Source organism: Okeania sp. SIO2C9, from assembly GCF_010672455.1.
In the GTDB taxonomy this organism is placed as follows: domain Bacteria; phylum Cyanobacteriota; class Cyanobacteriia; order Cyanobacteriales; family Microcoleaceae; genus Okeania.
In genome coordinates, this window is the sequence record NZ_JAAHGO010000057.1 from 1 (window position 1) to 24631 (window position 24631).

17 protein-coding genes, 2 pseudogenes and 1 riboswitch are annotated in these 24631 nt (G+C 39.2%); of the genes and pseudogenes, 8 read left to right on the plus strand and 11 right to left on the minus strand.

Annotation, left to right across the window (positions count from 1 at the left end; all coding sequences use genetic code 11):
* Both F6K23_RS29650 and F6K23_RS42985 read right to left on the minus strand, forming a co-directional pair.
* A partial coding sequence (locus tag F6K23_RS29650) for a Uma2 family endonuclease (protein WP_293162492.1) occupies window positions 1-226 on the minus strand: 226 nt, incomplete at its 3' end.
* 173 nt (window positions 227-399) lie between these two features.
* Window positions 400-519, minus strand: a pseudogene (locus tag F6K23_RS42985) (Uma2 family endonuclease); the annotation flags it as partial.
* Between the two features lie 161 nt (window positions 520-680).
* On the opposite strand from F6K23_RS42985, the gene F6K23_RS29660 reads away from it, so the two are divergent.
* Window positions 681-1907, plus strand: coding sequence for a Gfo/Idh/MocA family oxidoreductase (locus F6K23_RS29660; RefSeq protein WP_293162495.1), 1227 nt, complete (start codon window positions 681-683; stop codon window positions 1905-1907).
* A gap of 364 nt (window positions 1908-2271) precedes the next feature.
* On the opposite strand, the gene F6K23_RS29665 is transcribed toward F6K23_RS29660, so the two are convergent.
* Window positions 2272-3309: a methyltransferase gene (locus F6K23_RS29665; RefSeq protein WP_293162498.1), complete on the minus strand. Its 1038-nt coding sequence runs from the start codon at window positions 3307-3309 to the stop codon at window positions 2272-2274.
* Window positions 3310-3836: 527 nt separating this feature from the next.
* On the opposite strand from F6K23_RS29665, the gene rsmA reads away from it, so the two are divergent.
* Window positions 3837-4667 (plus strand): 16S rRNA (adenine(1518)-N(6)/adenine(1519)-N(6))-dimethyltransferase RsmA, encoded by an 831-nt coding sequence (gene rsmA / locus F6K23_RS29670; RefSeq protein WP_293162501.1) that lies wholly within the window; start codon window positions 3837-3839, stop codon window positions 4665-4667.
* A 387-nt stretch (window positions 4668-5054) separates the two neighbouring features.
* On the opposite strand, the gene F6K23_RS29675 is transcribed toward rsmA, so the two are convergent.
* Window positions 5055-5303 (minus strand): hypothetical protein, encoded by a 249-nt coding sequence (locus F6K23_RS29675; protein ID WP_293162504.1) that lies wholly within the window; start codon window positions 5301-5303, stop codon window positions 5055-5057.
* Window positions 5304-5818: 515 nt separating this feature from the next.
* Here F6K23_RS29675 and cobJ point away from each other — a divergent pair.
* Window positions 5819-8092, plus strand: a complete 2274-nt coding sequence (gene cobJ, locus F6K23_RS29680) for a precorrin-3B C(17)-methyltransferase (protein ID WP_293162507.1) — start codon at window positions 5819-5821, stop codon at window positions 8090-8092.
* Between the two features lie 830 nt (window positions 8093-8922).
* Here the strand turns inward: cobJ and F6K23_RS29685 are convergent.
* A complete protein-coding gene (locus F6K23_RS29685) occupies window positions 8923-9318 on the minus strand; it encodes a hypothetical protein (RefSeq protein WP_293162510.1) in 396 nt (131 codons plus the stop codon).
* A gap of 218 nt (window positions 9319-9536) precedes the next feature.
* Here F6K23_RS29685 and pyrE point away from each other — a divergent pair, with 218 nt between their 5' ends.
* From pyrE to F6K23_RS29705, 4 genes are all read left to right on the plus strand, one after another.
* Window positions 9537-10148 (plus strand): orotate phosphoribosyltransferase, encoded by a 612-nt coding sequence (gene pyrE, locus F6K23_RS29690; protein ID WP_293162513.1) that lies wholly within the window; start codon window positions 9537-9539, stop codon window positions 10146-10148.
* Window positions 10138-10611 (plus strand): hypothetical protein, encoded by a 474-nt coding sequence (locus F6K23_RS29695; RefSeq protein WP_293162516.1) that lies wholly within the window; start codon window positions 10138-10140, stop codon window positions 10609-10611. The genes pyrE and F6K23_RS29695 overlap by 11 nt, the downstream gene beginning before the upstream one ends.
* Before the next feature lie 1237 nt (window positions 10612-11848).
* Window positions 11849-18481 (plus strand): FG-GAP-like repeat-containing protein, encoded by a 6633-nt coding sequence (locus F6K23_RS29700; protein ID WP_293162519.1) that lies wholly within the window; start codon window positions 11849-11851, stop codon window positions 18479-18481.
* Window positions 18482-18612: 131 nt separating this feature from the next.
* Window positions 18613-18750 carry a zinc ribbon domain-containing protein gene (locus tag F6K23_RS29705; RefSeq protein ID WP_375340799.1) on the plus strand — a complete coding sequence of 46 codons (138 nt, stop codon included), beginning with the start codon at window positions 18613-18615 and terminating at the stop codon, window positions 18748-18750.
* A gap of 99 nt (window positions 18751-18849) precedes the next feature.
* Here the strand turns inward: F6K23_RS29705 and thiC are convergent, their stop codons facing one another.
* The 5 genes and pseudogenes from thiC to F6K23_RS29725 all read right to left on the minus strand — a co-directional run bounded on the left by thiC (window position 18850) and on the right by F6K23_RS29725 (window position 22521).
* Window positions 18850-20229 carry a phosphomethylpyrimidine synthase gene (gene thiC / locus F6K23_RS29710; protein WP_293162522.1) on the minus strand — a complete coding sequence of 460 codons (1380 nt, stop codon included), beginning with the start codon at window positions 20227-20229 and terminating at the stop codon, window positions 18850-18852.
* A gap of 8 nt (window positions 20230-20237) precedes the next feature.
* Window positions 20238-20332: riboswitch (TPP riboswitch) on the minus strand.
* Window positions 20333-20815: 483 nt separating this feature from the next.
* Window positions 20816-20974 (minus strand): annotated as a pseudogene (locus tag F6K23_RS29715) (transposase); the annotation flags it as partial.
* A gap of 432 nt (window positions 20975-21406) precedes the next feature.
* Window positions 21407-21973 carry a transposase gene (locus F6K23_RS29720; RefSeq protein ID WP_293162525.1) on the minus strand — a complete coding sequence of 189 codons (567 nt, stop codon included), beginning with the start codon at window positions 21971-21973 and terminating at the stop codon, window positions 21407-21409.
* Complete coding sequence (locus F6K23_RS42245) at window positions 21891-22199, minus strand: transposase (RefSeq protein ID WP_367267858.1); 309 nt, start codon at window positions 22197-22199, stop codon at window positions 21891-21893. Before F6K23_RS42245 ends, F6K23_RS29720 begins: the two co-directional genes overlap by 83 nt.
* A gap of 109 nt (window positions 22200-22308) precedes the next feature.
* Window positions 22309-22521, minus strand: a complete 213-nt coding sequence (locus tag F6K23_RS29725) for a hypothetical protein (RefSeq protein WP_293162528.1) — start codon at window positions 22519-22521, stop codon at window positions 22309-22311.
* 733 nt (window positions 22522-23254) lie between these two features.
* Between F6K23_RS29725 and F6K23_RS29730 the strand changes: the two genes are divergently transcribed.
* Window positions 23255-23704 (plus strand): hypothetical protein, encoded by a 450-nt coding sequence (locus F6K23_RS29730; protein ID WP_293162531.1) that lies wholly within the window; start codon window positions 23255-23257, stop codon window positions 23702-23704.
* A gap of 275 nt (window positions 23705-23979) precedes the next feature.
* Here F6K23_RS29730 and F6K23_RS29735 read toward each other — a convergent pair whose 3' ends face one another.
* Window positions 23980-24177: an NblA/ycf18 family protein gene (locus tag F6K23_RS29735; protein ID WP_124144533.1), complete on the minus strand. Its 198-nt coding sequence runs from the start codon at window positions 24175-24177 to the stop codon at window positions 23980-23982.
* Between the last annotated feature and the right edge of the window lie 454 nt (window positions 24178-24631).

Genomic DNA, 24631 nt, shown 5'->3' on the forward strand with positions numbered 1-24631 from the left:
TCCCTTGACGAGTTAATTTCACAGCCCATTCTCGAAAAACTTGTCCTTTTCCCTCGCACCATTCATCTATTAGATAGAGCAAAGCACGAGTTAGTTTAGAGTGAAAAAATTTCGGTGACATTTTTGCTACTGCTTCTCCATCAATAAGTTCATAAGTAATATCTCCATCTCCAGGAGGAAGTTCGAGAAACTCTTGTAATGTAAGTTGATTTTTTATTTGTACCATTTCGTCTTTAAAATTATGCCGACTTTTGAGTATTTATATTGTAATATTTTTGTGGCATTCAAGAGTCAGGAGTGATAATTTACAGCAAATTTTGTACTCATCTTTTTTCCCTGTAACTGGAAGTAATTTTAGTGGAAATTCTCCCCTTATTAATACTTTTCCAGCAGTTAACTCTATCCCTCAAATAAAGAGTTCCTAAATAGGGGATTTCCCATATAAGTTTGTGGCGGTGCATCTGGATAAAAAACTGTAATACTCCTAGCTTTACTATCAACAACCCACACCCTTAATACACCTGCATCTAAATAATCTTTAGCTTTAGCTGTGAGTTGACCAAATGTTTGTGATAGAAAGTCTGAAGCGACCGAATATCAATAATTAACCTTCTATCTCCTGTCATAGTTTAAGTTTGTTTAAGAATGTTATAGTAACCTAAACAAATTATAAGAAAATTATGAAAGGGCAAAAAAAATTACTACAACATCAAGCTGACTCGGTTGCTAAAAAAAATCCTGACAGTCAGTCTCATCTATCCGATCAAGCTTCAATTTTTCAAACAACAATTGTTGGTTATGGGCGTTACGGAAAAAATTATATTGGAACTAAATATGCCAAAAATGGATATTTCTGGGAAATAGTATCTATTGTCGATCCAGTAATTAATTCCTCCTTATTTGCTGATAGTATTTTAGGCAAAAATAAACCACAAACTTATCTATTTCAGAGTTTTAGTCAATGGCATGATAACTATTTTAAACACCTAAATAATCAGCAAAAAGCAAGACAAGTAATTGAGATAGCTTTAAAGCCAGAATTAGTTGATGAACAACTAATGTTATATATCGAAGCTGGTGTGAAACACTTTATATTACCTAAGCCAGTTGTAATAAACAAACAAAAAATGCTGCAAATCGCAGAAATAATTCACAAATATGAAATAAAAGCAGCAGTAGCTTCTCAGTGGTATTATTCAGACTTTCCTAAATTTATTAAGCGAGAAATCCAAAAGTTTATCAAGGAAAAAAAACAAAAGCTTTCCCTAACTTCAAGTAATCATTCGAGTATTCCTAATTTATATAAAGTAGAAATTGATTTTTCTAAAGAAAATGGTTTAGCATATACTACAGACCCACCATTACTTGAATTGTCTCATGCTTTACAGTTACTCTCTTCAATAGGAATAATTGATTTTAATAATTATTTGTCACTTCCAGAAGTTAGTGGTACAAATACATTTGTCAATGCTATTTATCAAGCAGAAAATATTCAAGATAAAATTTATGTTCGTTCTAACATTGATATGCGACCAAATCCTGCAATCAAAAAAGAATATCCCCTATGGGATATTCAGGAACGGCGTTTAAAAATTTATTTTGACGAAGACAATACTCAGCCCAATATAGAAGTGGATTTTTGGATGAAATTTGACTATTCTGGTGATTTTGCTCTTCGTCCTGGTAAATTAATTATTAGGGATGACGACAACTTTAACAATCAAGAACAATTAATTTTGAATATTGTTGACGATCAACTATTAAATATGAACCTGAAAATTTATGCAGCATTTCAGCAGAATTTTGTAGATTTTCAAAATGATCAGAATATTTTGTCTCTTGAGCGCTATCTCCCTATTGGTCAGCAAATAATGCTAGTTCAAAATCTTTGGAAATCTCTTCAGTAGGAAAAAGGGAATAGGCAATTAGTAGTGGCGCGTCAAGCTTAAAATGGTGTATTGAAGTGTTTTTGTAGGTTGTTCAAAATGCTTCTTACAAAAACAACTATATCAAATCCCCTTGCTTTCAAGTGTTTTGAAGAAGGAGACAGGAGACAGGAGACAGGAGACAGGAGGAAAATTACATGGGGATTCGCTCCCCCAAGTAATGCGTGAACACCCCCGTTGACGGTGGGGTATTAAACCCACAAAGAAAATGATAATAAACCGGGTTTGTAGGAAGTAGACCTTAAGTTATAGGTATTTGAAACAAACCCGGTTTCTACATTTTTTTATACCAATACTACCGGATTTGATATGACTTCTAACTTTGTTAAGGTTTTCTAGCACTAACGAGTGAATAATAAACATGAGTTTGAACTATTGATATTTCTTCAAACCCAACTTCTTGCAAAATTTGATTAAACTCATTAGCAGTGTATTGTTTACCCTCAGTAACCCAAAACAGGCACATTGAAAATGAAGTAGCAATTGGAGGGTTATCTTTTCCATCTCCTAATAATATTTCACTTATATAAATGCGACCTCCACTTGGTAATGCTTCAAAGCTTTGTTTTGCTAGATGCAAACATTTTTCCCATCCCCAGTCGTGAAAAATATTACTGAATAGAATTGCATCGTAACCAGAAGGAAAAGGCTCTCGGAAAAAATCTCCCACACAAGCATCTACTCTATCAGATAATCCAGTTCCTGCTATGTATTCTTTTGCTATGTCGCATACTGTTGGTAATTCTAAAATAGTACAGTGCATTTGGGGGTAACGTTCAGCTAAGGCAAAACAAAAAGCACCAGAACCACCTCCTACATCAAGAAGACGTTTCACACCAGAAAAGTCACCTCTCAACGCAGCACCAAGTGCAGGAGCAACACTTTGACTGTGCATGTGTCTGGTAAAAGCCTCAGCTTTTTCTTGTTCTGTTTCGTGAGTTTCCCAAACACCCTTCTCGTCGTAAATACTAGACCTATCATTTCGGAATGCCTCTAAAAGTGCTGAATGTGACAGAGGGTTATCGCGCATAAAATGCAGTATACCACCCCAGTAATAAGGACTATCAGGAAGTAAAAAATTTTGTGATACCTGGGTAAGATGGAATTTGCCATTAAACTGCACAAGATAGCCTAGTGATGTCATTACTCCTAAAAGTGCTTCAGTAGCACGAGACCCTAAAGACAAATTTGTTGCTACTTCTTCAGCAGTTGCAGGCTTTTTGTCTAATAAAGAGAAAAGTCCTAGCTCGTCTGCAACAGTAAGTGTCGGAAAGTGGAACATCGATAACCATGTATCCCAAAGCGGTTTATCATCACAAGTTAGTATTTCTAGTTCTTGGTCTAGATCGGATATTGACATCATATTTTATCCAAAAAAAAGTGATATTTTTTGAAAAGTATAAATTTGAGAACTTAATATATATATCACGAAAATTCGGTCTCCAGAAAATTTCAAATTATTTGCTACAAATATTTGCTCCCTTTTCCCTATAGACCATAGTTTTGTAACATACTTTTTTTATTAGTAAAGCTTGTCTACTTAAGATGATTTTTAAAAGCCAAATTGAGACAAATTACTATCTGACAACATTTCAATATTTCAACCTTAATTATTGGTGATTTATGGCAAACACACAAAAATAGTTGTGTAAATCCTGATAGGTTGTAACATTTTATCTAACGGGGTTTGGTCTCCTTTCCCCAAGCTAAAATGGGATGAAAAGACCAAACCCCTACAGTTTTTTTTCACAAATCATTTAGGGTTGCTATATTATGACAAAAAAATTTGGGTCTGGTGCTGACTCTTTTAAGGGGATAAAAAAAGAGAATATTTTCTATTTCAATTCCCCTTATTGTAGAGGTACTGATAATTTATAACTGATAACTGAAATGACTATTCAACCTAGAAAAAGATTTGCTCAACATTGGTTGAGGAGTGACAAAGCTCTCAATAAAATTGTCCAAGCTGCTGAATTATCCGACAGCGATCGCATCCTAGAAATAGGACCAGGTACAGGTATTCTAACTCATCGTTTATTGCCCCTAGCAGCTTCAGTTGTTGCAGTAGAAATTGACAGAGATTTATGTAAAAAATTAGTCAAAAAAATAGGCGGAGTAGAAAATTTTATCTTACTACAAGAAGATATTTTATCTGTTGATTTAGAAACAATATTAGCGCCATTTCCAACTTTTCAAAACCTGAATAAAGTTGTAGCTAATATTCCATATAATATTACTGGTCCGATTATTGAAAAACTATTAGGAACAATTGCCCAACCTGTAGCCAATACTTATGATTTAATCGTCTTATTATTACAAAAAGAAGTAGCAGATAGAATCTGCGCTCGACCAGACTCAAAAGCTTATAGTTCCCTATCAGTAAAAATTCAATATTTAGCCAACTGTGAATTTATTTGTGATGTACCTGCCAAAGCATTTTATCCACCACCAAAAGTTGATTCAGCAGTAGTAAGACTACGCCCTCAATTAATAGAACCCCAGGCAAATAATCCTAAACAAATGGAAACCTTAGTTAAATTAGGTTTTGCTAGTAAACGGAAAATGTTGAGAAATAATCTTAAGGCAATTATTGAACGCGATCGCCTCTTACCACTACTAGAAAAATTAAAAGTAAACCCTCAAGTCCGTGCAGAAGATTTAAGCGTCCAGGAGTGGGTAGCACTAGCAAATAGCATAGGAGAGGTAATAATTAATAATTAATAATTAATAATTAATAATTAATAATTAATAATTAATAATTAGGGTTTGCTGATTAAATCTAAAAGCATTTACAGATAAAGGTAAGTGCCTTTTTAGAACGAAAAAAAGTGCAACTTTTTCAACTTGAGCGACCAAAAAGTTAGGATTAAAGGCTAACTACGGCAAAAAAATAAAGAGATAAATATATCCGACTACCTCCTCTAAATTACCAATTATTCCTGACTCCTGAGGACTGACTCCTGACTCCTACCCTCACCCATAAGACTAGTGAAGCGCAAACCCTAATTAATTGTTGAACTCACCATTTATTGATGGCGACAATATGGCTACAAACAAAATTATCTAGCTCTTACCCAATAGCAAGAGCTAGATAATTCGATGGCTTACTTAGTCAAAAAGTCCTTTGCTTTTGCTTTTTTTCCTGACAATTATAATTACAGGTTGTGCATCTTCTGGGGTTTCACCTGATGCTTTCAGTTGTTTGATCATTTTTCCTATGTTCTTGGATATCTTACCTTGACCTCTCTGCAAATCACGGATATCTTTACTTTTAGCCGTGCCCATCTCTAAAATAATGGTGTTTGTTTTTTGCTTCATTTTTTTCTCCTTGTTATTTGTGGGTCTTATATTAAGCACCTATAATTATTGCAGTTATAGAACTCAAGAACCTTTGTCTACATTTTAAATAGTCTAATGTTTTAAGCTTTTGATATGTCAAATACAGTAATGGCAACTGTTATAACCTGTTAACCCAACAGTCTTTTCTGCGTTTTTTGTGATGAAAATTTTAGATTTTTTAACTGGCCAACAAGATTGGGCAAAAATTGGACGACCAATCTAATTCTATAGATCCCATAAGGGTTCTATCTTTATTCCCTCCCCTATTATATAAAATCCGGTTGAATACTTATCTTATGTTTGGGGGTGGGAAGTGTGGGGAGGGTGGGGAGTGTGGGGAGAAGGGGAGGTCGAGAGATTGAAGGCTCCGAAAGTGTGGATAGAATTATAAACATATACTGTATAACCGGATTCTATATTATATTTCTCGCTCTCCTGACTACTGAATTCTGACTTCTGACTTCTGATTCCTTTGCCAAAAACCCCTACCTTTGCCAAGATAACAAATGGCTTCTATTTCAAATACCTAAAAAATGAATTTAATTGGCCAAGAATTTCAACCCATAGCAGCGATCGCCACAACTCCCACAGCAACAAAATTATTACAACCTATTTGCCAAACATTGGAGGCAACTCTGTGGATGCCAGAGTCTTGTCAACACACAACAAATTCTACTGTTAACACAAAAATTTACACCGACTCTCTGAAAAATCATCTAGCAAATATTTGGCAAAACTATAGTGCTATAGTTTTTTGTCTCGCCAGTGGTGCAGTTGTACGTTTAATCTCTCCACTTTTACAAGATAAATATCACGATCCAGCAGTAGTCGTTGTGGATGAAGCAGGTAAATTTGTCATTAGTTTATGTAGTGGACATCAAGGTGGTGCCGATAAAATGACTAATGTACTTGCTCGCCTCCTGAACGCCACCCCAATTATTACAGGCGCATCCCATAATTTACGATTACCTGGTATTGATATTTTGGGTAAACCTTTTGGTTGGCGACGAGGGGAGGGAGATTGGAATAGAGTCAGTGGAATAGTTGCTAGAGGAGAAACTGTACAAGTAATTCAGGAAGTGGGTTCGACCTTGTGGCAAGAGCATTTACCCCAGAATCATCCATTTTATTTTGGATTTCCAGAAATAGGCGATCGCTCATCCCCTACTCCCAAGGCCAGAATTTGGATTAGTTTTACTCAACGGCAGTTTGCTCCAGATTCAGATTTACCGAAAGTGCAATGGCATCCACGAGTTTTGTGGATAGGGGTTGGTTGTGAAAGAGGTACTTCTAAAAAATTAATTGCAACTGCTATTCAGCAAGTATTTCAAGCTAATCATTTAGCTGAGGGAGCGATCGCTGGAATTGCCACTATTGATATTAAAGCTGATGAAATAGGGTTAGTAAAATTTTGTCAGGAACAAAATTTACCCTTACAGACTTTTTCTTCAGAATTATTGAGCTGTGTTGAAGTACCTACTCCTTCTAATATTGTTGCTCAGGAAGTAGGAACTCCTAGTGTTGCTGAAGCTGCTGCAATTTTAGGGGCAAGAGAAGGAAGAAGGAAGAAGGAAGAAGGAAGAAGTAAGAAGGAAGAAGTAAGAAGGAAGAAGGAAGAAGGAAGAAGTAAGAAGGAAGAAGGAAGAAAGAATAAATGGATAGATACTCAAATTCAAAGCAATTATAAACACCCTGTAGACGACGGAGTATTAAACCCAGAAGAAAAAGATAATCTTAATTCAGAATCAAAAGAGAATGAAGTTAGAAGTCAGAAGTCAGAAGTCAGAAGTCAGAAGTTAGGAAGAAAGAATAAATGGATAGATACTCAAATTCAAACTAATTATAAACACCCTGTAGACGACGGAGTATTAAACCCAGAAGAAAAAGATAATCTTAATTCAGAATCAAAAGAGAATACTGACAATTTATCCTCAGATTTTCAGGGAATTAATGAAGGTAATTTATTAGTTAGTAAGCAAATATTTCGTCTAGAAGGCGAACCAGGAGCAGCAACTATTGCTGTAGCTATATCTAAAAAAGAATATACAGGAAGAACAGGAAAACTATTGTTAATTGGCACTGGTCCAGGAAAATTAGAACAGATGACACCCGCTGCTAAAATGGCTGTTAGTTATGCTGATGTGGTCATTGGTTATTCTCTTTATATTGACCTAATTCAACCCTTATTAAATCCTGGGCAAATCATAGAAAAACTACCTATTACTCAAGAAAAAGAACGAGCAGAAAGAGCAATTGAATTGGCAAATTTTGGCTTAAATGTCGCAGTAGTTTCTTCTGGAGATTGTGGAATTTATGGTATGGCAGGATTAGTTTTAGAACAACTTCGAGCCAAAGGTTGGGATGGCAAAATTCCCATGGTAGAAGTATTTCCTGGAGTTAGTGCTTTACAATCTGCTGCTGCTAGAGTTGGTGCGCCTTTGATGCACGATTTTTGTTCTATTAGTTTGAGCGATTTATTAACACCTTGGGAGGTAATAGAAAAACGTTTAAATGCTGTAGCAATGGCAGATTTTGTCGTGGCACTTTATAATCCTAAATCCCAGAAAAGAAAAGAACAATTAGTTAAAGCTGTGAATATCTTTTTAGAGTATCGTAAACCGGAAACTCCAGTAGCAATTGCTCGGTCTGTTTATCGAGAAAATGAGGAAATTACCTTGACAAGTCTGGATAAATTATTGGAGTTTTCTATTGATATGTTGACAGTAATTTTGATTGGTAATGAATCTACAGGTATTTACAATAATTGGATGATTACACCAAGGGGTTATACCAATTACCAAAAGTAATGCTATACTTCAGCTATACTTCAACACCTCAATAGTTACTAAGATTAAAAGTCTGTTTTTGACAATTATTAGTCGGTTAGTATAGATTTTTCGTACGGACGCCCTTATGCAACGTCCCTACCTCTCCCCAAACCTCCCACACTTCCCACACTTCCCCACCCAATCATATATAGCATTCTTTTTGATAAATGGTATTATTTGGGGTGAGTAGGTATTCAACAATTAATAATTAATAATTAATAATTAATAATTATTACCAAAAAATGAGGGTATGTGCCTCCCCTTTTAAGGGGATGAAAAAAATATTTAGTTCAGTATTTCAAGCCTCCGACTTCAGTCGGAGGTTCACTGATAACTGATAACTGATAACTGATAACTGATAACTGAAATGACCTCTCCTTAAAAAGAAGAGGATTGACTAATCATGAAAATTTTTCTTTTTATCCCCTTATAAAGAGGAGGCTTTAAACCACAATTTTTTGGTAGGGGAGTAGGGGAGTAGGATACAACGTCCCTACAGAGAAGTAAACATAATAATAATTAATGCGCTCCTAGGGTGCGAATCATCAAAAAGGTGATTATGTCTGTATTGTTTACTTAATAATTGAAGTGCTGCCCAAGTATAGCATTAGTTCAAATTTTATAAGTTTAATATGGGGAATTAAGTATTCAAATAGTTATGATATTATAGGAAAGAATTGGATGAGGATATAGATTCTCAACCAATTCTAATTACTCTCAAGAATAAAGAAAAAAAACTGTTTATCCCTTGTTAGTTGTTGGCTACTTCCTATCACCTTGGATTTGATCTAAAACAGCCTGAGAAATAACTAATTACCACCAAAAGTAGGAATTGAATCTGAAGGAGGAGCTGTCATTACTGATGAATTATAAGGATTAACTAAATCAGGAGTTCTAATGACTGGTGTACTAGAAAACTGTCGCCTTTGTTCCTCTATATATAGTTGGTTAATTAGGCGTAAGTCGTCAGAAATAGCTTCATCAGGAAACCTCAAAATACCAAAATAACGACCTATTTGATTCAAAAACTCTGTTTTATCAAAAAAGTTACCAGAATATCTTTGACTTGCTTCGTTAAACTCTTCTGCAAAAGGTTGATATGTACGAACAGGATCTTCGGGATGTCCCGCTTGAGCAATTTGGACAGATGTTAGAGTCGCGATCGCAGAAAAAATAATTATGCCACTGAGGCTTTTCCAATTCATGGCCATACCTTATTATTTATTGTAGGTTATTACGGCTTTTTTGCTCGTATTATAGCAGTGAGATTATATGGCAAAAAATTATCTTTTGCGGATTTAATACCCAACCGTCAATGGGAGTGCTTAAAATTGCTTGGGGTTTAAATCTATAAGCAATTTTCCCTTCTGCCTTCAGCATAGCTGCCTTATTCAAATATCTTGGAACTATTTTAATTAAAAATATGACAAATCAAATTTCATCCTTAGCTACTGTTGATTTAACCACAATCAAGCAAGAACTACTCGATTTGTTATGTAATTTAGCTTATCGCGAAGGAGATTTTGTCTTATCTTCTGGACAACGTAGCTCCTATTACATAAATTGTAAATACGTTACTCTTCATCCCCAAGGTGCTCTCGCAACTGGACAGTTATTATTTTCCATGTTACCTGAAGATACTCAAGGTGTAGCAGGTTTAACTTTAGGTGCAGATCCAATAGTCACCGCTGTTAGTGTAGTCTCAGCTTATGAAAATCGTCCAATACCAGCTTTAATTATCCGAAAAGAGGCCAAAGGACATGGTACAATGGCTTATATAGAAGGACCTTCACTAGAAGCTAATGCCAGAGTAGTTGTTTTGGAAGATGTTGTTACAACTGGATCATCAGCAATGCTAGCTGTTAATCGACTGCGAGAAGCAAACTATCAAGTAGATCGGGTTTTTGCCCTTGTAGATAGAGAGCAAGGAGGTCGAGAACTTTATCAAAAAGAAGGTCTTCAGTTTGAGTCAATATTTACTATATCAGAGTTACAAGAAAATCTGAAAAATATGAGTCAGGAAAATGACGACTAAAGCAGATTATACAAATTCAGAATGGCAGTTATTATTACAAGCAATTACTTTAGTTTCGATGATAATTATTGCCTCTGAATTTACACTTTTTTCCACTGTTAAAGAAGTATTTACTTTTAGCCAAGAAATTAAGCACGCTAAGTTAAATTATCAGGATAATCAACTGATTCAGAATTTGTTGGTAGATATTGCAGAAAAAACTACTCAAATAAATGAGATAGAAAATGCAGTAAATTTTACAGACTTTCTGGAAGATGCACAAGAAAAAATTAAAGCTGCAGTAGCGATCGCTCATCTTAAAGCGACTCCGAAAGAAGCTCAAGAATACAAAGAATTTCTCTATGAAGTAGCTACTCAAATAGCTAATGCTTCTGGAGAAGGAATATTTGGTACAGGACCTAAAGTTAGTCAACAAGAAGCTATAGTTTTAGAAAGACTCAAAATGCTTCTTGAACTGGATTAATTTAATTAAATTAGTTCCTGTGCAAAATGATTTGTATTATTTATAACTCAACTATATTTCCTGTTCACAGCCCCTGTGTTTCCTTCTTCTGCTAAATTAATCTTCTCTCCATTCTTCCCGACCAATTAAGTCAATAATATTGTCTATTTACCCCGATCAATTTGTTTGTTCGCCGATGGAGGTGGCTTAAAAGCAGTTTAGTCGGGTAGATTGTGGTTTGCCGGAATCTGGTTTTGTTTTTGCCTGTTTTAACCGTCACTATAGAACCCATTTGAAACCTATTTAAAAAGAGATGGGCAGATGGAAGCAAATTTCAAGCTGCTTGGTGCACTACCTGGTGCGCCTAAGAGGGGTGAGTGCAGTACGCCCTTCGGGTTCCCAAGGGGCTATGGGCAAAGAGAGAGAGGCAGGTTCCACCCGATAAGTGCCCCGCCGAATTGAAGCAACTGCCCTACGCAAAGCGTCTCTGTTAGCGTAGCTCCTCCGGAGGAGGAAAGAGATACCCGAAAGACCTGGGGTCTCATCCGCTTTTTGCCCTATTCTCGTTCCTGAATCTCCTGACTTCACCACCGACTGAGTTCTGAGGACGGCAGCCAAAAGCACATACCCCAGACCCCATACCCCATACCCCATACAAAGATCCGATCGGAGGTTGACTAACGTTCTATAAAATTACCCCAGAATTGTTTGCTCTGTGGATAGGAATATTGAAGCAGGTGGAAGGTAGTGTTTTGTGGTTATCTGAGCCTAACTCTGAATAAATTATAAAAAATTTATGCGAGGGAGCTGCTGCTGCTGGAGTTGCCCCCGAAAGGCTGATTTTTGCCCCTAAAATTTCTCATCCTGAATATCTATCCCGTTAGTCATCTTGTTAAGATTGTCATGATAATTATTCCAGCAATAATCAAAATTATTCAGTCCCCTCACAGTGAGAAGTAAAAATTAGGGTGGTACTTAGTGCGAGAAAAAGCCTCATTTTAAATTCTCGGTTCTCAACAGTTTATTCAATGGTTGAATACAGAGAAAGTAAGTTTAGCATTGACTACTTATCAATCTAATCGACTATTTTTAATGGGGGTTCAACCTGACGGTAATTTATCTGCTATTATTAACTATGCACAAAGTTAACCGTCGTGAACAACGGGGCTTTATACCAGCTTTTCTTGGTAATTTTAATGTTTAATTGACATTTTGTGCTTTTGAAAAACAAAAAATTATAAATAAACTATCAAAACTTATGTCCACTATTGTTAAAATCACCAAAACCGGAACCCCTAATGAAGTTGGTGCAGTAGCAGCAACTTTTACCATAGATAGAGATACAGAAACAGCAGGAGATATAACAGTATTCTTCACCATCTCCGGCACTGCTACTCAAAACATCGACTACGACATTCAAGGGGTGCATACGGTAGATGGCACAGTTGCCACTGTCACCTTTGATGGAGAAACAGGCAGCGTTGTGATTCCTGATGGAGAAACCAGCGTTGACATCAAAATAGTCCCCAGGGACGATACCGTAACTGATGCTAATGAAACAGTCACTCTCACACTCATAGAAGAACCCACAGGAGTGCCCAACCAGTATGATGTGAGTGCAATTCTAGGAGATGAGGCAGCGACTGTGACAATTACAGATAATCCTAACCCCGCATCTAAAGCACTGGGGGTAAATGAGAACATCATCTCTACTAATGTTAATGGTGCCAGTTCAGTATTTGCAGCAGATGTGGATGGAGATGGGGATATGGATATTCTCAGTGCTTCCCTACTTAACGACGAAATAGCCCTGTATCTCAACGATGGCAGCAACAATTTCACGGAACAGACCATTTCTAATACTGCTGATGGTGCCAGTTCAGTATTTGCAGCAGATGTGGATGGAGATGGGGATATGGATATTCTCAGTGCTTCCCTACTTAACGACGAAATAGCCCTGTATCTCAACGATGGCAGCAATAATTTCACGGAACAGACCATTTCTAATACTGCTGATGGTGCCAGTTCAGTATTTGCAGCAGATGTGGATGGAGATGGGGATATGGATATTCTCAGTGCTTCCCTATTTAACAACGAAATAGCCCTGTATCTCAACGATGGCAGCAATAATTTCACAGAACAGACCATTTCTAATACTGCCGATTTTGCCAGTTCAGTATTTGCAGCAGATGTAGATGGAGATGGGGATGTGGATGTTCTCAGTGCTTCATCTAATGACGACAAAATAGCCTTGTACCTCAACGATGGCAGCAATAATTTCACAGAACAGACCATTTCTAATACTGCCGATCGTGCCAGTTCAGTATTTGCAGCAGATGTAGATGGAGATGGGGATGTGGATGTTCTCAGTGCTTCATCTAATGACGACAAAATAGCCTTGTACCTCAACGATGGCAGCAATAATTTCACAGAACTGGTCATTTCTAATACTGCCGATCTTGCCAGTTCAGTATTTGCAGCAGATGTGGATGGAGATGGGGATGTGGATGTTCTCAGTGCTTCATCTACTGACGACAAAATAGCCCTGTACCTCAACGATGGCAGCAATAATTTCACGGAACAGACCATTTCTAATACTGCTGATGGTGCCAGTTCAGTATTTGCAGTAGATGTGGATGGAGATGGAGATATCGATGTTCTCAGTGCTTCATCTAATGACAACAAAATAGCCCTGTACGAAACAATATCTGCCCCAGTCTTAACTAACCTAAACACTGCTACATTCACGGAAAATGCCCTCAATATAGCAGCAGAAATAATAGATAGTGATGTCATCCTCACTGCTGACAACGACAACTTCAATGCTGGTAACATCACTATTGGCTATACAGTTGGCAATACTACTGAAGACCAACTTACAGTAGCAAACATTGGTACGGGAGCAGGTGAAATAGGATTCGATGGCACAAATGTTACCTATGAAGGAAACATCATAGGTAGCATAGATGCAACTAATAATGGTGTCAATGGTTCCGGTCTAATAATCAATTTCACCACCACTGATGCCACTGTTGCAGCAGTTGAAGCTTTAATAGAAACCATCAGTTACCAAAATACCTCCGATCACCCTACCGCAAGTCGGACTATATCTATAACAGTTAATGATAGCATCCTAGATAGCGCTCCTCAAACAGTAGAAATAATAGTCACCGCCGAAAACGATGCTCCATTATTAGACAACAGTTTAGATGCCACAGGGGCAACTGCCGACATAGAACTAACAGTAGAGGAAGACACCACCCCCAACGGAGCAGTAGGCAACAATATCAGTGATCTTGTTGCCCTCACAGGCAACGTCACCGACTCTGATGCCAGTGCAGCCACAGGTATTGCCATTACAGCAATAGACGAAACCAATGGAACGTGGCATTATAGTACAGACGGAGGCACAACCTGGACAGCAGTAGGAACAGTATCAGATAATAGTGCATTGTTATTAGCAGCAGATGCCAACACCCGCCTGCTATTTGCACCAACAGCCGAATATAGCGGCACTATAACTAATGCCATCACTTTCCGAGGCTGGGATCAAACATTGGGAACAGTAGGAAATAAAGTCGATGTCAGCACCAACGGCGATGCCACAGCCTTTAGTAGTGGCACAGATACAGCTACAGTCATAGTCAACTCCATCAATGATGCTCCCACAGCCGATGACAACACCATCACGCTCACAGAAGACAACAGCTATACATTCACAGCAGCAGACTTTGGTTATAGCGACATAGACAGCGACACTCTAGCATCCATCAAAGTCACAACTTTACCCACAGTAGGTAAATTAGAACTAAGTGGCACAGAAGTTACAGTCAACCAAGTCATCACAGCAGACGATATTTCCAACCTAGTATTGATCCCAGAAGAAAATGACAACGGCACCAACTATACCAACTTCAACTTCACAGTCAACGACGGCACAACCGACAGTACAGTAGCTAACACTATTACCATAGATGTTACAGCAGTCAATGATGCTCCCACAGCCGATGACAACACCATCACGCTCACAGAAGACAACAGCTATACATTCACAGCAGCAGACTTTAGTTATAGCGACATAGACAGCGACACTCTAGCATCCATCAAAGTCACAACTTTACCCACAGTAGGTAAATTAGAACTAAGTGGCACAGAAGTTACAGTCAACCAAGTCATCACAGCAGACGATATTTCCAACCTAGTATTGATCCCAGAAGAAAATGACAACGGCACCAACTATACCAACTTCAACTTCACAGTCAACGACGGCACAACCGACAGTACAGTAGCTAACACTATTACCATAGATGTTACGGCAGTCAATGATGCTCCCACAGCCGATGACAACACCATCACGCTCACAGAAGACAACAGCTATACATTCACAGCAGTAGACTTTGGTTATAGCGACATAGACAGCGACACTCTAGCATCCATCAAAGTCACAACTTTACCCACAGTAGGCAAATTAGAACTAAGTGGCACAGAAGTTACAGTCAACCAAGTCATCACAGCAGACGATATTTCCAACCTAGTATTGATCCCAGAAGAAAATGACAACGGCACCAACTATACCAACTTCAACTTCACAGTCAACGACGGCACAACCGACAGTACAGTAGCTAACACTATTACCATAGATGTTACGGCAGTCAATGATGCTCCCAGCATTATCTCTGGTGACAGTGCTATAGTAGTCGAAAATACCACTGCCGTTACTACAGTTATTGCTGAAGACACTGACGGAGACACACCTAGCTACTCGATCACAGGGGGAATTGATGCCACTCTATTTGATATCAACAGTAACACCGGAGAAATCACATTTAAAACAGCTCCCGACTTTGAGTCACCAAAAGACGCAGATGGTGACAACAATTATGAAATAGAAGTCACAGCTAATGATGGCAAAGGTGAAACCGATATTCAAGCCATTACAGCTATTGTCAGTAACGAAAACGAAAGCACGCCTGGTATAACCGTCTCTCCTAGCCAAATAATTGTAAGCGAAGATGGTGCAACAGCTAACTTTGAAGTCTTATTAAATAGTCAACCTAACAATAATGTAGTAGTAATAGTTACTTCTAATAACACGAGTGAAGGCATAGTCAATCTCAGCAATTTAACATTTACTCCTGATAACTGGGATACTCCCCAGACATTAATAGTCACAGGAGTAGATGATACAGAAGTAGATGGGGATGTCAACTTTAAATTGGAAACAAGTGTAACTAGTGACGATACTCAGTATGACGGTATAGCAGTTGCTGATGTGACTGTTACTAATATTGACAACGACATTGAACCAACTCCCGCTCCAACTCCCGCTCCAACTCCAGAACCAACTCCAGAACCAACTCCAGAGCCGACTCCAGAACCAACTCCAGAACCAACTCCAGAACCAACTCCCGCTCCAACTCCCGCTCCAACTCCCGCTCCAACTCCCGCTCCAACTCCAGAGCCTACTCCAGAACCAACCCCAGAACCAACTCCAGAGCCTACTCCAGAACCAACCCCAGAACCAACTCCAGAACCAACTCCAGAACCAACTCCAGAGCCTACTCCCGCTCCAACTCCAGAACCAACTCCCGCTCCAACTCCAGAACCAACTCCCGCTCCAACTCCAGAACCAACTCCCGCTCCAACTCCAGAGCCTACTCCAGAACCAACTCCAGAGCCTACTCCAGAGCCTACTCCAGAGCCTACTCCCGCTCCAACTCCCGCTCCAACTCCAGAGCCTACTCCCGCTCCAACTCCCGCTCCAACTCCAGAGCCTACTCCCGCTCCAACTCCCGCTCCAACTCCAGAGCCTACTCCCGCTCCAACTCCAGAGCCTACTCCCGCTCCAACTCCAGAGCCTACTCCCGCTCCAACTCCAGAGCCTACTCCCGCTCCAACTCCAGAGCCTACTCCAGAGCCTACTCCCGCTCCAACTCCAGAGCCTACTCCAGAGCCTACTCCAGAACCAACCCCAGAGCCGACTCCAGAGCCTACTCCCGCTCCAACCCCAGAGCCTACTCCAGAACCAACCCCAGAGCCGACTCCAGAGCCTACTCCCGCTCCAACTCCAGAGCCTACTCCCGCTCCAACTCCAGAACCAACCCCAGAGCCTACTCCCGCTCCAACTCCAGAGCCTACTACAGAACCTACTCCAGAGCCGACTCCAGAACCAACTCCAGAGCCGACTCCAGAACCAACTCCAGAGCCGACTCCAGAACCAACTCCAGAGCCGACTCCAGAACCAACTCCAGAGCCGACTCCCGCTCCAACTCCCGCTCCAACCCCAGAGCCGACTCCAGAGCCTACTCCAGAGCCGACTCCAGAACCAACTCCAGAGCCGACTCCAGAACCAACTCCAGAGCCGACTCCAGAACCAACTCCAGAGCCGACTCCAGAACCAACTCCAGAGCCGACTCCAGAACCAACTCCAGAGCCGACTCCCGCTCCAACTCCCGCTCCAACCCCAGAACCAACTCCCGCTCCAACCCCAGAGCCGACTCCAGAGCCTACTCCCGCTCCAACTCCAGAGCCTACTCCCGCTCCAACTCCAGAGCCTACTCCCGCTCCAACTCCAGAGCCTACTCCCGCTCCAACTCCAGAACCAACTCCAGAGCCTACTCCAGAGCCGACTCCAGAACCAACTCCCGCTCCAACTCCCGCTCCAACTCCCGCTCCAACTCCCGCTCCAACTTCCGCTCCAACCCCAGAGCCGACTCCAGAGCCGACTCCAGAACCAACTCCCGCTCCAACTCCCGCTCCAACTCCCGCTCCAACTCCCGCTCCAACTCCAGAACCAACTCCAGAACCAACTCCAGAACCAACTCCAGAACCAACAGAGCTTATTCGCGAGCCACAACCTGCTTCCGGTTCTGAAGCAGAAACAACTCCCGTGGCCACCCAAGAGGAAAAACCCATTCTTTTGATTCCCGCTGAACTTGTACCGCCAATAGTAGATTTTGATGCTGCTGCTAGCTTGATTCCAGCAGAAAACAACTTTATTGGCACTTCAGACACCGACAACTATACCGGCACCGAAAATGCTGATGCCATCTATGGTAACGATGGCAGCGATCGACTCCTGGGTATGGATGGTAGCGATCTGATTATTGGTGGCAGGCCAAAGACTAACCAATTTGACTTTATTCAAATTTCTGTCTCGAACGGCGATGACGATCTTCTCTTTGGTGGACGCGGAAACGATACAATCAATGGGACTCAAAACCAAGATATTATCTATGCAGGTAAAGGTAATGATACAAATCATGGAGGCAAGGGTGACGACAACATCTTTGGAGACGAAGGTAACGATCTCGTCATGGGAGACAAAGGAAACGATCGTATCTACGGTGGTAGCAGTGACGCTGACAAAGATAGTAATGGAAGCGATCTACTCTATGGTGGTGAAGGAGATGACTACTTGAGTGGCAATAAAAGTAACGACATACTTTCAGGCGGTATTGGTAACGATACTCTTTATGGTGGTAAGGGTAGCGACATTTTACATGGAGGTGCGGGGGAAGATATTTTGTTTGGAGACAGAGGAGAAGATAGCCTTATTGGTGGTAACGGCAACGATCTACTTGATGGTGGTGAAGGAGACGATCTGCTCTATGGTGGCCAGGGTAATAATACTCTTACTGGTGACCAAGGTAGCGATCACTTTGTTTTAACTGCTGGAGAAGGAGTCAATACTATCACCGACTTCAGCAATGAGGATAAATTGGCTATAGTAGGTTTTAGTTTTGAAGAGCTGGAGTTTGTTCCTAACGTTAATGCTAATGTCACAGATATTGTCCTAAATGGCCAAATTATCGCTATTCTAGAAAATACTCAAGTAGTTGAGCCAACTACTTTAGGGTTTACAGAATATCAGTCTATTGAGGAAATATAATCAGTTCAGCGATCTAATATGTATGGTGTCAAACTAGAGGTGGCAGTGTAGAAAGTCGAGTGTCCTCATGGGGTGACACGCTAACTATAGAACCCATTTGGGTTCTATAGTTAGCTAAAGCTATAGCAGATATGGGATTTTATGAGTTTCGTAGACAGCTAGAGTACAAGTGTAAACTATATGGTTCTCAACTAATCATCGCCGATCTATGGTTTCCCAGTTCTAAAACTTGTTCTAACTTTGGAAATGTCAAACAGTTTCTGTGTTGATCAGAGTGTGTATTCCAATGCAAAAACTGTGGATTCATAGAAGATATAGCACTACACATTCAGGTTAGGACAAATTAAAATAGATTAGCCAAATAGCAATTAAATTTGAGTTACAGGTTCTTTTTCTTGAGCCAAAAACTTCTCTAATTCTGTCAAAGCATCAGCATCAACCTTAGTCTGCATCGGACAGAATTTTGGTCCGCACATAGAACAAAATTCAGCCGTTTTATAAATATCCGCAGGCAAAGTTTCGTCGTGATATTCCTTAGCTCGATCTGGGTCTAAAGATAACTCAAATTGACGGTTCCAATCAAAATTATAACGAGCAGCAGAAAGTTCATCATCCCTATCTCTTGCTCCCTGACGATGACGAGCAATATCCGCAGCATGGGCAGCAATTTTATAAGCAATTAACCCATTTCGCACGTCCTCAGCATCAGGCAAACCTAAATGTTCTTTCGGAGTAACATAACACAACATCGCTGTACCATACCAACCTGCCATTGCCGCGCCAATAGCAGAAGTAATATGGTCATAACCAGGAGCAATATCTGTGACTAATGGACCCAAAACATAGAAAGGTGCTTCCGAACACTCTTCCATTTGTTTCTTAACATTAAATTCAATTTGATCCATCGGTACATGGCCTGGACCCTCTACCATCACTTGAACATCATGTTCCCAAGCACGGCGAGTTAATTGACCTAATGTTTTTAATTCTGCTAACTGTGCTTCATCAGAAGCATCGTGAGTACAACCAGGTCGCAAAGAATCTCCTAAACTGAAAGAAACATCATATTTTTTGAAGATTTCGATGATGTCATCAAAATGGGTGTATAATGGATTTTGCTTATGGTGGTGTAGCATCCACTTAGCGATAATTCCACCGCCACGGGAAACTATACCAGTGATACGACTTCTGACTAAAGGTAGATGTTCGATTAAAATTCCAGCATGGATAGTTTGATAGTCTACCCCTTGTTGAGCGTGCTTTTCGATCACATGAAGAAAGTCGTCAGCAGTTAAATTTTCAATTCTGCCATGAACACTTTCTACTGCCTGGTAAACTGGTACTGTACCGATAGGAACTGGTGAAGCGTTGATAATGGCAGTTCTAATTTCATCCAAGTTACCGCCACCTGTGGATAAGTCCATAACGGTATCTGCACCGTATTTAATAGACAGTTTCAGTTTATCAACTTCCTTCTCAATGTCGGAAGTGTTGGGAGAGGCACCAATATTAGCATTAACTTTACACCTAGAAGCAATGCCAATACACATTGGTTCTAAATTAGTGTGATTAATATTAGCAGGGATAATCATCCGTCCCCTTGCTACTTCTTCGCGGATTAACTCAGCAGGGAGGTTTTCTCGTTGGGCCACAAAGTCCATTTCTTCAGTGATGATTCCCTGACGAGCATAGTGCATTTGAGAGACATTTTTGTGTCCACTACGCTTGGCGATCCATTCTGTCCGCATATATTCATTCCTTTAATAAACAGCTTCCCTCCGCTGGTATTAACCAGTCTCAGGTTCTAAGGGTATTTCTCAGCCTAATATCTAGGCACCCCTAGCTTAGTCTTTTAATATAGCACTTTTTTGGGATTGGATCGAGGGTAATCAAAAAGTCCAGTAGTGGACTGTTTCATCTAAAAATGTGCATTAGAAAATGGGGGCTGGGGGAATGTAATGACCGGGTTATGCGGTGATTATCAAAAAGCCTAATGCACTATTTACTATTTTAGGTGAAACAGTCCAGTAGTGGATTGTTTCATCTTAAATGGTGCGTTGTGGGAAGTGTGGGGAGGATGGGGAGAAAAAGACACCTATAAACAAAAATAAGAGTGCACAGTTTTAGCTGAAACAGTCCAGTAGGGTGCATTAATCAAATGTAACGCACCGTCTATCTTAGCCTATTCCAAATATTTCGGTGCGTTTCGCTTTCCTACGGAATGCTGCGCGACATAAAAAGCGTTTCGCAGCGCATTCATGTCGCGCAGCGTTTCATGTCAGCAACAGCCGAAAACACACCTAGAGTTCTAAATTGCCTCCATCCTAAATCTTATATAGCTCTTAACAATTTCCGATTCTTTACCAAACCAGAAACGTTTAAATCTTCCAAAATAATTGTTTGGTTTTCACTAATTATTTCAGTAGATAACTTATGTAGGAAATCCGTTCTAGTATCTTTAAGTTTGGGATGAAATTTAGCTATTCTCAGCCTAGTGCAGGATGGCGGAAATAACTGACCAGTTACAAAATCCCAAAACAATTACAAATCAAAAATGATTGACTCTCTTGAGTGCGTCTTACATTCTGGAGGGGCTGTGTGCGGAATTACTTCCGCACAGTAGGCGCCCCGTAGGACACCTCGCCAATTAGCACTCGATGCATGAATTTTGACTTTTAACTTCCGCGTAGCGGCACTAGCTTTTTCGTAATTGCTTCCTGCTACCTCTGTTTCAGTCACCGCTGGCTTTACAGTTAAACGAATTTGGTATTAGACATATCCACGAAAATAAATAAGCCTTTGATTTAACCATTAAACAAATTGGTAACGAATAATAAATAATTAATAAAATAATTAAAATATTAAGAGTAATATCAATTATTTCCCTAACCGTACGAAAAAAACTGTAGAAAATTGTAACAGCCTTTATCTTGATATTGGATTCACCAATACTGGCTGTACGGCGCAGCTCACTATTCCCTCGGCAGTAAATGCCTCTGGGAATTTCTTTCTAATTATTTGAAGACTGCCATTAACATCGGCATTAATGACTATACCAGTTCCACTCCTGAATAAACCACGTTTGACTCGCTTGCCTAAATAGTTTTCATGGCATATTGGTTTTTCTAAGTCAATAGCAGATGTTTTACTGGTGTAACTTTCTTCTGTTTCAATTACCTTAATTCCTGCAAGTTGACATTTATAAGTTATCTTTTCAATTAGCTTAGAGTGCGGTATTTGGGTAAAGTTTTGATTGTTTTTTTTGCCGATATTTGCACTTTGTTTCCAGTTATCATTTTTTCCTATGACTACAGTACCAATATTATTTGTGGTTAAATACTCAAGCACTAATTTACTGGTGTTATGCAGATAATTCTCCACAAAACGGTTCCGATGATAACTCAATGCTTCAATATATCCGACTGCTTTTTCTGTTCCCTTTGAGATGACTTTGGTGCTTGGCTTTACGCTTGTTGTAAAGCTGATTGACACTTTTTAGTGGCTTCCCGTTAATCAGCAGTGGTTTGACACCAGGCTTATTTGTAGATAGAGCGACTATACGGTCAATCCCTAAGTCAATCCCGGCTACATATCTTGAGTCTATTTGTGGCTGATTCCTTTTTTCATACACAATTTCAATTATATAGCAGGCAGTCGCAGGTACTATCCTCACTTCGATTACAGTATCCACAACTACAAGTATTTTGATATCACTCATGGATAAGTGACAAATACCATTTTTTAAAGGGGCTTTATAGACTGATTCCTTTGAATATATAACTACATTTCGACCTTTGGTTTTGTCCTTATACTTTGGTATTTTGGGCTTACCCAAAAACTTCCCTGGATGTGCGCGACCATTCTCCCATTGCCTGAAAATAACTACGCCAAGTGGCAACCAAGCATTTGATTATTTGTTTTGATACTTTAGTTGGTAATGCTCTATAAGCATCGCTATCTTTGGTGGCGTGGTACAGCTTAGTTAAATCCAGGCTTTTTGAGGACTGGAAAAAATGCTGACTACAATAATAATTAGCCAAATAAGACCAAGTTTTTCGACTTAAAGGCTAATTCATCACAAACTCGCCAAAAGTTATGTGTTCGGTTAATAATATGTCTATCAACAAGTTGCATTCACCTGCTATTTTTCATGAGAGTTATTACATATTTAATATTACAACAATGAGTGTAAATTTTACAACTATTTTCTACGGTTTAAGTTTAACAGTTAATCACCCTCACAATTTTCAAATTTTGATCCGCTGTTCCCTGTTCCCTACTACTTTTTTTACTATTTGTGGGCAAAGAGGGTTTGATGGTTCGAGAAAAATTTTTAATTTAAACTCTAACAAAGGACAGTTCTACCTATATTTACGGTTGGGCGTTGCTCAATGGTAATGATTTTTAGATTAAGTATCAACGCAAAACATAAGTTTTTCAATTTTACCTTCAGCTACTTACCATTACATTTCAGCAACGCCTACAGTTGAGTATTAGCCTACTAATAATTTTTTTTTATTTTTTGTTTTTTATATTAAAAATACACATAAGTGGTATATATAGTCTAAAATACATTGATAGTGCTAACACTGAACTAGGTAACTCAATTTACCCATGCTTCACCGGCCAAAACATCAAGATATTGGACTTTTTATTTGGACTAATCTTGCTGACTCTTTTGACTGGCATGTGCATAGCACAAAACGTAATTTTTGTCAACCACCCACCTCGCCGTATCAATGAAGCTAGCATTAGCAGCATAGGAATAGCACTGTGGCTCATACATTTATACTAGAATCAGGCAAATGGATAATAGAAGGAAATTGGCTAGAGCGTAATGGAATGTTAATTACTGTTAAGGGTAAGACTATTGTGACATGGGACCGTACAGATTGGTTCTCTATGGTTACAAAACTGATATTTCCCAGTCAAGACCGTGAGGAAATTATCTTACAATACAAAGGACGTCTCGACAGTGACGAACGGCACTATACGTTTCTTCTTCAGCATAGCGAACTAGGAAAAGTAGAAGGAGAAGGATGGCTGGGTATTAATTCAATTATTCAGCGCTATTGGGTACTGGGAAATGATGTCCAACGTCGTAGTGGTTTTGAAACTTTACTACGCTTAGACCAAGAGCGATATTATTCTACTGGCGGGATTTTGAGTGGTCTTTCTTTGAATAGTGCTATGGAGGCAACTATAGAGCGTCAACCAGACTAATTAATAAACAATTATTAATATTTTTTAGTATTCTTGAGTATTCTTAATTTTTGAGTTAGTCACTCAATGATGTTTTTAATACTTGTAATAATTGCAAATTGATAGCAGCACTTAAATAATGTCAAATAATATAATAAAAAAAAGCTAATAAAATCTTAGTTTTAAGTTTTGAGTTGAGTGAAACAGTATTAGTTGACGCCCCACGATCCCCAACTCTCTTTCATTAGTTTGAAACTGAGTGAGAGAAAGAGGTCGTCCCTAAGACAACTTCCGTTTTAGTCAAAATCAGGGTTAGATTCTAATCCCCACTTATGTTTTAAAAATTGTTGGTAAAGAGTTTCCCTCATCAACATCTGTTCATATAATTGAACCAAGCAATCTTGAGCCTGTTGTAAACTCATCTGGCGTACCTGAGTCTCAAAAGACCGAACACTAAATTGCTTTTCCAGTGGCATTTCCATCGGTTGGTCCATAGTTTTACTCCATATTCATAGTAATAACTATTTACTGAGCCTACTTCAGAGTAAAATCAGTAAATTTAGATACAAAAAATTTATCTGGATTGCTCCAAATATGCCTTGTTAGATTCAGCGATCGCCATAAATTTTCTACAACTGCGAGAATAAATATGAATATCGCATCATGTTACAAAATATAACAAATATTTGACAAAACCGCCATCATTTTTCTCGTATCACAGATATAAAAATAGCAAATATTGAGAATTTTCTTCTGCCTTAAAGAAATCCTAGATAACAGTCAAGAGTAAAGATGCTCATTTTGAACAAATTTCTGATGAGTAGACAATTTCTCAAAAGTCTTAAGCAGAAATTTAAACAAGTGGAGTTCTCTTAAGGTTTATTTCACAAAGAGGGGATCAAATCTAAAAATAAGTAGTATGCTGAAACAAGTAACTATTACGACTAG